The sequence below is a fragment of the Dactylosporangium sp. NPDC051541 genome, from assembly GCF_044454505.1.
In the GTDB taxonomy this organism is placed as follows: Bacteria; Actinomycetota; Actinomycetes; order Mycobacteriales; family Micromonosporaceae; genus Dactylosporangium.
The window spans coordinates 112194-123669 of sequence record NZ_JBITDU010000013.1 but is presented as its reverse complement, the minus strand read 5'-3'; the positions used below and the strand labels follow the sequence as shown (position 1 = coordinate 123669).

Annotated in this window: 9 protein-coding genes; 3 read left to right on the top strand and 6 right to left on the bottom strand. The window is 75.8% G+C overall.

Annotated elements, in window-relative coordinates:
• From ACIA8L_RS42090 to ACIA8L_RS42080, 3 genes are all read right to left on the bottom strand, one after another.
• Nucleotides 1-567 (bottom strand): 4Fe-4S single cluster domain-containing protein, encoded by a 567-nt coding sequence (locus tag ACIA8L_RS42090; RefSeq protein ID WP_395913589.1) that lies wholly within the window; start codon nucleotides 565-567, stop codon nucleotides 1-3.
• The gene (locus ACIA8L_RS42085) at nucleotides 558-770 is read right to left on the bottom strand and encodes a DUF2997 domain-containing protein (RefSeq protein ID WP_395913587.1); all 213 of its coding nucleotides are present in this window, start codon (nucleotides 768-770) and stop codon (nucleotides 558-560) included. The genes ACIA8L_RS42090 and ACIA8L_RS42085 overlap by 10 nt, the downstream gene beginning before the upstream one ends.
• A 63-nt stretch (nucleotides 771-833) precedes the next feature.
• Nucleotides 834-1457 (bottom strand): NADPH-dependent F420 reductase, encoded by a 624-nt coding sequence (locus ACIA8L_RS42080; protein WP_395913585.1) that lies wholly within the window; start codon nucleotides 1455-1457, stop codon nucleotides 834-836.
• A gap of 92 nt (nucleotides 1458-1549) precedes the next feature.
• Here ACIA8L_RS42080 and ACIA8L_RS42075 point away from each other — a divergent pair, with 92 nt between their 5' ends.
• A complete protein-coding gene (locus tag ACIA8L_RS42075) occupies nucleotides 1550-2446 on the top strand; it encodes a LysR family transcriptional regulator (protein WP_395913583.1) in 897 nt (298 codons plus the stop codon).
• Between the two features lie 3 nt (nucleotides 2447-2449).
• Here ACIA8L_RS42075 and ACIA8L_RS42070 read toward each other — a convergent pair whose 3' ends face one another.
• Both ACIA8L_RS42070 and ACIA8L_RS42065 read right to left on the bottom strand, forming a co-directional pair.
• Entirely contained in the window at nucleotides 2450-3385 is a 936-nt protein-coding gene (locus ACIA8L_RS42070) for a carboxymuconolactone decarboxylase family protein (protein WP_395913581.1), read from the bottom strand.
• Entirely contained in the window at nucleotides 3382-4818 is a 1437-nt protein-coding gene (locus tag ACIA8L_RS42065; RefSeq protein WP_395913579.1) for an MFS transporter, read from the bottom strand. Before ACIA8L_RS42065 ends, ACIA8L_RS42070 begins: the two co-directional genes overlap by 4 nt.
• An 84-nt stretch (nucleotides 4819-4902) precedes the next feature.
• Between ACIA8L_RS42065 and ACIA8L_RS42060 the strand changes: the two genes are divergently transcribed.
• The gene (locus ACIA8L_RS42060) at nucleotides 4903-5871 is read left to right on the top strand and encodes an Lrp/AsnC family transcriptional regulator (protein WP_395913577.1); all 969 of its coding nucleotides are present in this window, start codon (nucleotides 4903-4905) and stop codon (nucleotides 5869-5871) included.
• Here the strand turns inward: ACIA8L_RS42060 and ACIA8L_RS42055 are convergent.
• On the bottom strand, nucleotides 5840-8665 hold the full coding sequence (locus tag ACIA8L_RS42055; protein WP_395913575.1) for a glycoside hydrolase family 2 TIM barrel-domain containing protein: 2826 nt from the start codon (nucleotides 8663-8665) through the stop codon (nucleotides 5840-5842). The genes ACIA8L_RS42060 and ACIA8L_RS42055 overlap by 32 nt on opposite strands.
• Before the next feature lie 24 nt (nucleotides 8666-8689).
• Here ACIA8L_RS42055 and ACIA8L_RS42050 point away from each other — a divergent pair, with 24 nt between their 5' ends.
• A complete protein-coding gene (locus ACIA8L_RS42050) occupies nucleotides 8690-11434 on the top strand; it encodes a BTAD domain-containing putative transcriptional regulator (RefSeq protein WP_395913573.1) in 2745 nt (914 codons plus the stop codon).
• Nucleotides 11435-11476 lie beyond the last annotated feature (42 nt).

Below are 11476 nucleotides of genomic sequence, written 5' to 3'. Positions count from 1 at the left end.
TCAGCCGATCGCCGGGGCCGCCATGCCCGTGATCGTCATGGTCCCGTCGGCCCCGACGATCACTTCCAGCTCGGGCACGGCGTCCAGATCGGCTCTTCGGTACCGCTCCGTGCGCCACCAGTACACCTTGTTGACCGACCCGCGAAGCGCCCCGCCGAGGTGGGCCCGGCGCTGATACCGCCCGGCCACGACCAGGTCGGCGTCGGCGACGGCCCGCAGCCGCGCGGGATCGGCCTCGATCTCGCGCCGCGAGTAGCCCGTGAGGATGATCAGCCCCAGCCCGGTCCGGCGCTTGAGCTCGGCACCGAACGCGGCCACCCCGTCGGGCTGCTCGAGCGGCTCCCCGCCGGTGAGCGTCACCCCTTCGACACCGAGGCCGGCCGCCAGCGCCACGAGCCCGTCGACGCTGCGGCGCTCACCGGCGCCACCGTGGTGGGTCTCCGGGTTGAAGCAGCCGGCACACGCGAGCGAACACCCCTGCACCCACACCGCCATCCGCTCGCCCGGCCCGTTGGCCCGGCTGCGCGCGACGACCGCGTGGATCAGCAGCGACTCGCTCAGTGCCACAGCCGGTTCCGCTCGTCGATGTCGACGTCGGCCTCGGTCCGCACGTAGGCGTCGGCGGTCAGCTCCCGCGTCTCGACCTCGCCGCCGAGCAGCCCGACGAGCTGCTCCGTGTGCTCGACGCAGACCATCCCGTCGACCCCGCTGACGTGCATCTCGACCTTGCCGTCGGCCCGGATCACGACATCGACGATCTCGTCCGCCATGCCCACATCCTCGCACAGCCCCGCACCCACCAAGCCGCCCCTTTTCCGCCGGCCGGCCGCCGGTCAGGCGAGGGGGTTGACGGCGAGGGTGAAGTCGATGTTGCCCACGCCGTGCCTGGCCAGATTGATCATCAGTAGGGCCGCGCCTTCCAGCCAGTGCGCCATCTCCAGGCCGCCGGCGTCCAGGGGGCGCAGGCCGAGGTTGTCGATGAACGCCGACACGCGGGCCTTGGCTTGGTGGTCGTCGCCGGCGAACAGCACGTCCGGCGTGCGGCCCGGGGCGAGGGACTGGCCGAAGATGGTGTTGAACGCCTTCACGACGGGCGCGCTCGCCGGGGCGGCCTTGGCGATCTCCTGTGCGGTGGAGGTGCCGTCCGGGGTGACCAGCCCCGTGGCGTCGGCGTTGACGGGGTTGGTGATGTCGATGATGACCTTGCCGGCCAGCGCGTTGCCGTATCGGGTGACGACCGGCACGGCGGCCGCGTTGAGCACGGCGAGGATGACGATGTCGCCGGCGGGGGCGGCGCCGAAGGTCCCGGTGGTGGCGCCGTCGCCGAGCGCGGCGGCGAGGGCCTCGGCCTTGGCCGGGTCGCGCCCGATGACCTCGACGGCGAGCCCGCCGGCGATCGCGCGGACGCCGATCGCGCGGGCCATGTTGCCGACGCCGATGATGCTGATGGTGTTCATGGATTCGACGGTGCCACCGCCGCGATTCGGTGTCCAAGACCTGTTGTAGCGGCCGCGATACCCTGAAGGCATCGCCGGACCGGGGAGGCGCGATGGATCTGGACCTGCGCAAGGTGCGCTACTTCGTCGCGGTCGCCGAGCGGCGGCATTTCGGCAGGGCCGCCGCTGCGCTGCACATCGCCCAGCCGGCGCTCAGCCGGCAGATCCGCGCGCTGGAGCAGGACCTCGGCACGCCGCTGCTGGTCCGCGACAGTCACGGCGTGGCGCTGACCGACGCCGGCCGGCAGCTGCTCGACGACGCCGGCCCGCTGCTGGCCTCCGCGGACGCGGTCCGCCGTCGGGTCGCCGTGGCCGCGCGGGGCAGCCGGCGGCTGACGGTCGGCTTCCGGGCCGGCATCGCGGTCACCCCGGCGGTGCGGCTGTTCGCCGAGCGGCACCCGGACGTGCTCGTGGACGTGCAGCGCATCGACGGGGACGATCAGGCCACCCGGCTGCTCGACGGCCGCATCGACGTCGGCTATGTCCGGCTGCCGATCGACGAGGCCGGCCTGCGCGTCAGCCCGCTGTTCACCGAGCCGCGCGTGGCCGTCCTGCCCGCCGGTCACCGGCTGGCCGGCAAGGACCAGATCACGGAGGCCGACCTGGGCGGCGAGGCGCTGGTCTGGCCGCCGGACGCGGGCCCGCCGCCGACCACGCGCCCCCACCCCGACTCGGGCTACCTGGTGCGCGGCGTGGACGAGACCCTGGAGCACGTCGCGGCCGGCCGGGGCATCTCGTTCCTGGCCCGTTCGGCGACCGTGTTCTACGCCCACCCGGAGGTCAGCTTCGTCCCCATCCCGGACCTGGCCCCCGACCAGGTGTGCCTCGCGGTGCCGGCCGCGCGCACCTCCCCCGTGGTCGACGACTTCCTCGCCGCGGCCCGGGCGACGGCCTATGTCACGGCCGAATGCGGCAACGCAACGATGTGGCCGACCTCCTCGCACCAATAGCCATCACCCGACCTTCTCCGCCGCGATCGCCATCCGCCTGGCGATGCGATCCACCGCGACGAACGCCCCGTAACCCAGGACCCGCACCAGCTCCTCATCTCCTCGCGCTCCAACGGTGCTGCGCCAGGCGGCGACGGCGGACTCGGTCAGCCGGTAGGGCGCGAGCGCGGCCAGCACCGCCAGCCGCGCCCCCGGCCGCTCGTCCGGCGGCACCTCCGCCAGCACCGTGCCCGGCCACCCGCCGCCGAGCTCCGGGTGCTCGCCCCGCCACCGCCCGACCACGTCGTGCAGCACCGCCCGGGCCGTCGCCCCGAGCAGCTCGCCGCCGCGCCCGGCGACTCGCCTGAACTCGCCCCACGCGGCGTCGATCGACGTCGCCCCGGCCGGCACCGGCCGCCGCACCGTCCGGGTCAGCAGCCGCCCCGCCGCCCGCCGGGCCGGTGCCCGCAGCACCCCGCCCGGCAGCGGCGACCCGGGCCGCAGCGCGTCGACCATCCGGTTGATGTAGTGGTTGGCCAGGGCGGTGCCGACGTATTCGGGGGCCTGCGCGGCCGGGAACGGCCACGGGTCCGGCTCGGCCGTGCGGGTCGAGCGGGCCCAGGCGACGAGCGGGTCCGGCGACTCGTCGCGCAGGATCGCCGCGGCCGTCTCGCCGTCGCCGGTGGCGTGCAGCATCGCGGTGTGCGCGTCGATGCAGAACGGGCACCGGTTCGCCATCGCCACCGCCGCCGCGACCGCCTCCTTGCGGGCCCGCGGGACGGTGCCGGCCAGCAGCGACTCGCGCAGCAGGGTCCACAGCGCGGCGTGCAGGTCGGGTGCGGGTGACAGGTGCGGCGCGAAGCGGGCGCCGAGCTCGCGGGTGGACGCGGCATACACCGCGGCGACCGGCCCCGTGGCCGACCGCCCGGACACCGGGGTGACGAACCGGTAGGAACTCATGCCCCAATGCTGGCCGGAGAAGCGGCCTCGGTCGTCAGCCCACGGTCGTCACTTTCGCGTACAACCGTGGTGGTACGCAGCAGCGCGAGCACGGCCAACCCGCCGGCGAACGCGATGATCGCGCCGATGGCGAAGATGCGGTCGAGGCCGTCGGCGAACGCGGCCGGTGAGGCGCCGCCGCCCAGGACGTCACCGGAGGCGCCGGCGAGGACGGTGGCGAAGACGGGCAGGGCGAGCGCGTAGCCGAGCTGCCGGAACGTGTTCGACGCGCCGTTGGCCATGCCCGCGCGGGCGGGCGGTACCACCGCCAAGGTCGCCGAAGCGATGACCGGCGTGGCCAGGCCGACCCCGAGCCCGCCCACCACCAGGAACGGCATCAGCGCCGGCCAGCCCGAGTCCGGGCCCACCAGCAGGCCGAGCGCGTCCCCGGCGCCGATCAGCAGCAGGCCGACGCCGATGCTGTACCGGGCCGGTACCGCGTGCAGCAGCCGCCCGCCGGCCCCGGCGACCACGAACGCGACGACGGCCATCGGCGCGAGCACGAGCCCGGCGTCCATCGCGTCGAGCCGCAGTACCGTCTGCGCCCACACCGACACGAAGACGAGCCCGGCGAACGCCGACGCGGTCAGCGCGGCCGCCCCGAACATCAGCACCGAGAACGAGGCCCGGCGGAACAGCCGCAGGTCGAGCATCGGCGCCGTGTTCCAGCGTTCGACCAGCACGAACACGAGCACCGCCAGGCCGCCGAGGACGAGCGCACCGATGGTGAGCGGGTCCGTCCAGCCCGCGTCGCCGGCGCGGATCAGGCCGTACACCAGCAGCGTCGCCGCCGCCGTGAAGCTCACGACGCCGGGGTGGTCGACCCGGCCGGCCGGACGCGTCGCGACCGCACCGTTGACGTAGCGGGCCAGGAGCAGCGCCGCGACCGCGACCGGCAGGTTGACCAGGAAGATCGACCGCCAGCCGACGTGCTCGGTGAGGATGCCGCCGAGGATGGGCCCGGCCGCGGCGGCGGCCCCGTTGGCGGCGCCCCAGATCCCGAACGCGACCGAGCGGTCCCGGCCGGAGTAGGTGAGGCCCAGCAGCGCGGCGTTGGTGGCGTACATCGCGGCCGCGCCGAGGCCCTGCACGCCCCGCGCGGCGATCAGCGCCCCGGTGCCGGGGGCCAGTCCGCAGGCGAGGGACGCGACGGCGAACACGACGAGCCCGGCGACGAAGACCCGCCGGTGCCCGATCCGGTCGGCGAACGACCCGGCCGCCATGAGCAGGGCGGCGAGGGTGAGGACATACACGTCGACGGTCCACTGCAGCGCCCCGAACGACGCGTGCAGGTCCCGGGCCAGGGCGGGGGCGGCTATGGACACGATCGTGATGTCGATCAGCAGCATGAGGGTGCTCAGCGAGACCGCGAGCAGCGGCAGCCATTTGCGCATGCCCGTCAGCGTGCCGCCGCCCCGGACCGGCGACGACTACCCGTCGAGAAACGGCGGAATCCGGCACGCTGATACCGTCGGACGGTGGATCCACTCACGATGGACGACCTCGACCGCCGCATCGTCCACGCCCTGCAGATCGACGGCCGGGCCCCGTTCAGCCGCCTCGGCGAGGTCCTGGGCGCGTCGGACCGCACGGTCGCCCGCCGCTACCGCCGCCTGCGCTCGGCCGGTGTCGTCCGCGTCATCGGCCTCCCGGACGCCGCCGCGATCGGCCACGTCGACTGGCTGGTCCGCATCCAGTGCACCCCCGACGCCGCCCTGCCCCTGGCGACCGCCCTGGCCCGGCGGGCCGACACCAGCTGGGTCATGGTCCTGTCCGGCGGCACGGAGATCTCGTGCATCACCCGGACCCGCCGCCAGGCCGACGAGGGCGAGCTGCTCCTGCAGCGGCTCCCCCGCTCCCCGAAGGTCACCGCCGTCACCGCCCACTGTGTCCTGCGCGGCGTGGCCGGCCTCAACGGCTGGCCGGGCCGCACGTCCGCGCTCACGCCGGAGGAGATCGCCGCCCTCGAACCGCCGCCGTCGCCGCCGGCGCGCACCGGGCCGCCGACCGCCGCCGACAACGCGCTGCTGGCCGCCCTCGCCCGGGACGGCCGCGCGGACTTCCCGGCGTTGGCCCGGGCCACCGGCTGGTCGGAGACGACGGTCCGGCGACGCCTGGAGGAGCTGCAGAAGAGCCGGATCGTGTACTTCGACGTCGACGTGGAGCCCGCCCTGTTCGGCTATCACGCGGAGGCGCTGTTGTGGCTGACCGTGGCGCCGTCCGCGCTGACGCCGGTGACGCGCGCCCTCGCCACCCATCCGGAGATCGGCTACGCGGCCGCGATCACCGGCCCGGCGAACATCTCGGCCACGGTGATCTGTCGGGACCTGGACGCCCTGTACGACTACCTGGCCGAGCAGGTCGGCTCCCTGCCCGGGGTGACCGGGGCCGAGACGTCGCCGATCGTGCGCTGCCTCAAGAAGGCGGGGACGCTGCTGGTGCCGTGAACAGCAGCGTGAAGGTCGCGGGGGCGGCCTCCAGTGCGTACTGCGGCAGCACCCCGGGCCCGCAGGCGGCGCTGCCCAGCCCGTGGTGGCCGTGGTCGAGGTGCAGGTGGACCCGGTCGGAGGGCAGCAGGTCGGTCCGGTGCCGGGCCGCGTCCAGGGCCGCCGTCGACCAGCGCCGGGCGGTGAAGCCGATCCGGTCCGCGGCGTCGACCCGCAGGCCCGTCCCGTCCGGGGCGCTCAGCGTCAGCCAGCGGGTGTCGGCGCGGTTGCCGTTCTCCTGCGGGACGACATAGTCCGTCACCAGAGCATCCACAGTGGAGGTGTACCGCCCGATCAGCGCCGCCGTGCGCGAGTCCGGGTAGGCCTCCCCCGGCCCGGCCCCGAACCACGTCACGTCCCCGAGCCCGGCCGGCAGCTCCAGCCGCACACCGAGCCGCGGCAGCGGTATGTCCCACGCCCCGACCGGCTCGACCCGCACGGTCAGCTCCAGCCCGGGACCGCAAAGTCGCCACGTGTACCAGGTCAGCAGGGCCGAGTCCGACGCCGCCGCCGCGACCCGGGTCGCCACCACGAGGGCGTCGCCGCCGAGTTCGAGGTCGACGAGGCGGTGCGTCATCCGGTGCAGCCCCGCGGCCCGCCAGCGGTCGGCCAGGGGGTCCGGCCCGAGCCGGTCGTTGTCGATGGGGGCCCGCCACACGTCGAGCACCGGCCCCCGCAGGGCGAGACCGCCGAGCCGCACCAGCCGCCCGTGCACCGGCTCGAACTCCCCGGCCCCGAGCCGGATGACACCGCCGTCCCGCCGCGGCGCCCCGCCCATCACCGCGGGCCGGGCCGGCGCCGCTCCGAGGAACGCCTGCCCGCTGCCGAGCACGAGGCCGGCCCGGTCCACGGCGTGCACCGTCAGCCAGGCCTCCCCGGCCGGCGGCACCACCGCCTCGTACGGCACCGCGATCTCCGCGCTCTCCCCCGGCGGGACGGCCGGCAGCGGCACCGAGCCCTGCCGCGCGACGACACCGTCGACCGAGACGTCCCACCGCAGCACGGCCTGCCCGAGCGAGCGGAACGCGTACCGGTTGCGGACGGTGACCTCGCCGGGCCGCACGGCCAGGCGGACCGGCGCGTACACGGCCCCCAGCTCGGTCAGGCCCGGCGACGGCGTGCGATCGGGGAAGACGAGGCCGTCGATGACGAAGTTGCCGTCGTGCAGCGGCTCGCCGAAGTCGCCGCCGTAGGCGTAGTCGCCGGCCGGCCGCCGGATGCCGTGGTCGAGCCACTCCCAGACAAAACCGCCCTGGCATCGGGGGTACCGCTCGAACAGCTCGTCGTATTCGATGAGCCCGCCGGGCCCGTTGCCCATCGCGTGCGCGTATTCGCAGAGGATGAACGGCAGCCGCGGCCCGTGGTGCTCGCCCCGGCCAATCGCGTCGACCTCGGCGTGGCTGGCGTACATGCGGCTGTAGACGTCGGTGTGCGCGCTGCTCTTGTCGCCCTCGTAGTGCAGCGGCCGGCCCGGGTCCCGCCGCCGGGCCCAGTCGGCCATCAGGCCCAGGTTGGCGCCGACGCCGGCCTCGTTGCCCAGCGACCACATGATGACCGACGGGTGGTTCTTGTCCCGCTCGACCATCCGGCGCATCCGGTCGACGCAGGCGTCGGCGAAGCGCGGGTCGTCGCTGGGGTTGCCGCGCCAGCCCAGCTCCCCGAACCCGTGCGTCTCGTAGTCGCACTCGTCGATGACCCAGAAGCCGAGCTCGTCGCACAGGTCGAGCACGGCCGGGTGGGGCGGGTAGTGGCTGGTGCGGATCGCGTTGACGTGGTGGTGTTTCATGAGCTCGAGCTCGGCCCGGACCACGTCGGGCGGCACGACCCGGCCCCGCTCGGGGTGGAACTCGTGCCGGTTGACGCCGCGGAACACGATCCGCCGGCCGTTGACGGTGAGGATGCCGTCGACGATCGCGACGGTCCGGAAGCCGATCCGCAGCGTCGCCGTCTCCGTGCCGGTGGCGACGACCAGGTCGTAGCGGCGCGGGGTCTCGGCCGTCCACGGCTCGACCGGCCCGGCGTCGTGCGCGGCCCCGGTGGGCAGGTCGGCCAGGCCCAGCTCGGGGATGCTCACCCGAGCCTCCGCCGGGCCCTCGACCCGCAGCCGGCCGTGCCCGTCGGGCTCGTAGGTGGCGTGGACGAAGACGTCGTCGACGCCGCCGGCGGGCCGGGCCAGCAGCGTGACGTCCCGGAAGATGCCGGGCAGCCACCACATGTCCTGGTCCTCCAGGTAGCTGCCGGCCGACCACTGGTGCACCCGGACCGCGAGGACGTTGGGCTCACCCGGGCGCAGCACCCCGGTCACGTCGAACTCGGCCGGCAGCCGGCTGCCCTGGGTGACGCCGAGCTCGACGCCGTTGAGCCAGACCCGGCCGCAGGAGTCGACGCCGTCGAAGCGCAGGCTCGCGCCCAGGCCCGCCGCCCCGAACGCGGCCGGCACGTCGAACACGAGGCGGTGGTCGCCGGTCGGGTTGTCGGTCGGCACGTGCGGCGGCTCGACCGGGAACGGGTAGACGACATTGGTGTAGGCGGGGCGGCCGAACCCGTGCATCGGCCAGCTCGACGGCACCGGCAGCTCGGCCCAGCCCGAGTCGTCGAAGCCGGGCGCCCAGAACCCGTCGGCGGCCTCGGCGACGCTCGGCGCGAGCCGGAACCGCCAGTCGCCGTTGAGGCTCAGCGTGGGCGCGTCGGTGCCGAACGCGGCGCGGGGGGCGCCGGTGCCGATGGGGCGGCCGAATCCGGTCAGGTACGTCACGCTCCTCAGGATAGGTTGCCAAGCGTGTACATCCGCCTCCTCGGACCCGTCGGCATCGCCGCCGGCGGTGAGCTGCGCACCGTCGCCGGGGAGCGCCGCACGACCGTCCTGGCCGTGCTCGCCCTCGCGCACGGCGAGGTCGTGAGCACCGACCGGCTCATCGACGCCGTCTGGGGCGCGGACCCGCCCACGACCGCGCTCAACACGCTGCAGCAGCACGTGTCCTACCTGCGCCGCGCCCTCGCCGGTGGCGGCACGATCGCGGCCCGGCCGCCCGGCTACGTGCTCACCGTCGACGGCGGCGGCGACCCGACCGACGCGGCCCGGGCCGACCGGCTCATCCGGGCCACCGCCGACGCCGACGACCCCCGCGAACGGGTCCGGCTCCTGCGGGCCGCCTGCGCGCTGTGGCGGGGCCGGCCGCTGTCCGGGGTGGCCGGCCGGCCGGACGACGTGGAGCGGCTGCACAGCGTGTGGCTGCGGGCCCGGGTCGCCCTGGCCGAGGACCTGCTCCTGCTCGGCGAGGCGGCGGCCGTGGTCGCCGACCTGACCCGACTGGCCGCGGACCATCCGCTCGACGAGCGCCTGCACGGGCTGCTCATGATCGCGCAGTACCGATGCGGCGGTCCGGAACTGGCGCTGAGCACGGCCCGGCGGCTGCGGGAGACGCTCGGCGCCGACCTCGGGATCGATCCGGGGCCGCCGATCCGCGACCTCGAGGCGGCCATCGAGCGCCGCGACCCGGCGCTGGACGCCGCGACGGCTCCGGCCGCGGCCCCGGCGCTGGTCCCGGCCCAGCTGCCCCTGGCCGTGCGCGGCTTCAGCGGCCGCACCGGGGAGCTGGCCCGCCTGGATGCCCTGGCCGCGGCGCCGGGGCCGGTCGTGGCCGCGATCACCGGGCCGCCGGGGGTCGGCAAGACCAGCCTCGCCGTGCACTGGGCGCAGCAGGTGGCCGGGGACTACCCGGACGGGCAGCTGTACGTGAACCTGCGCGGCTTCGACCCGCGCGGCGCCGCCACCGACCCGGTCCAGGCGCTGCGGGGCTTCCTGAGCGCGCTCAACGGGCCGGAGGCGCTGCCCGACGAGCCGGACGAGCTCGCCGCCCGGTTCCGCGGCAGCGTCGCCGGCCGCCGGATCCTGGTGGTGCTCGACAACGCCCGCGACGCCGAGCAGGTCCGGCCGCTGCTGCCGGGGTCCGGGCGGTCGATGACGCTGATCACCAGCCGGACCGGCCTCGGCCCGCCCGGCGCCGCGGCCCTGGCCCTGGACCTGCTCGGCGACGCCGAGGCCCGGGACCTCCTCGCCGGGCGGCTCGGCCGGGACCGGGTGGCGGCCGAGCCCGAGGCGGCCGGCGAGATCATCGCCCGGTGCGCCCGGCTCCCCCTGGCCCTCGCGGTCGCGGCGGCCCGGGTCGCGACCCGGCCCGGGGTGTCCCTGGCCGAGCAGGCGGCGCAGCTGCGCGACGCCGGCGGCCGCCTCGACGCCCTCGACGGCGGCGACCCGGCGACCGACGTGCGGGCGGTGTTCTCCTGGTCCTACCGGGCCCTGAGTCCGGCCGCCGCCCGGCTGTTCCGGCTGCTCGGCCTGCACCCCGGCCCCGACCTCACCGCGCCCGCAGCGGCCAGCCTGGCCGGTGAGCCGCTCACCCGGACCCAGTCCCGGCTGCGCTCGCTGCTGCACGCGAACCTCCTCGCCGAGCCGAGCCCGGGCCGCTACGCACTGCACGATCTTCTGCGGGTGTACGCCAACCGCCTGGGCCAGGCCGAGGACGCCCCCGAGGACCGGCCGGCCGCAGTGCACCGGGTCCTCGACCACTACCTGCACACGGCGCACGCCGCGGCCCTCGCCATCGACCCGGGCCGCCGCCCGCTCGACCCGCCCGTGCCGGTCGCCGGGCTCACGGTCCCGCGGCTCGGCGATCCCGGGCGGGCGCTGACCTGGTTCGCGGCCAACCACCGGGTCCTCACCGCGGCCGTCCAGCTCGCCACCGACGAGGGCTTCGACGTGCACGCCTGGCAGCTGCCGTGGACGATGACGACATACCTCGACTGGCGCGGCCACCGCCCCGAGCTCGTCGCCGCCCAGACCGCCGCGCTGGGCGTCATGCGGCGCATCGGCGAGGTGCCGGGCCGGGCCAACGCCCACCGCGAGATCGGCCGGACCTTGCACCGGCTCGGCCACGACCGGGACGCCGCCGAGCACCTCGCCGAGTCCGTGCGCCTCTACGCGGAGCTCGGCGACGGGATCGGCGAGGCCCGGGCCCGCTACAGCGTGGGGATGCTCGAGTCCGCGGCCGGCCGGCCGGAGCGCGCGCGGGAGGAGTTCACCCGGACCCTGGCCCTGGCCGCGGCGGCCGGTGACCTGCTCTGGCAGGGCCGCACCCTCAACGCCTTGAGCTGGGCCTGGGCGCAGTCCGGCGACCTGGACCGGGCCCTGGAGCTCGGCGACCGGGCGCAGGCGCTGCTGCTGCGGGCCGGTGACCGCCACGGCGAGGCGTTCGCCTGGAGCAACAACGCCGACATCCACCACCGCCGCGGCGACTACCCGGCCGCGACCCGGGCGCACCGGCAGGCGATCCGGCTCATGCACGACTTCGGCGACCGCGCCTCCAACGCGAGCATGCTCGTCGAGCTCGGCGACACCCGCCTGGCCGCCGGTGACCCGGCCGGCGCCGCCGACGCGTGGCGGCGGGCCGTGCACCTCTACGAGCAGCTCGGCGACCCGGCCGCGGAGCCCATCCGGCGGCGGCTGGCCGCGTCGGGGCGGTGAGGGTCCTGCGGAGGTTCGGTGCAGGCCGTCGCCCGGCCGCCC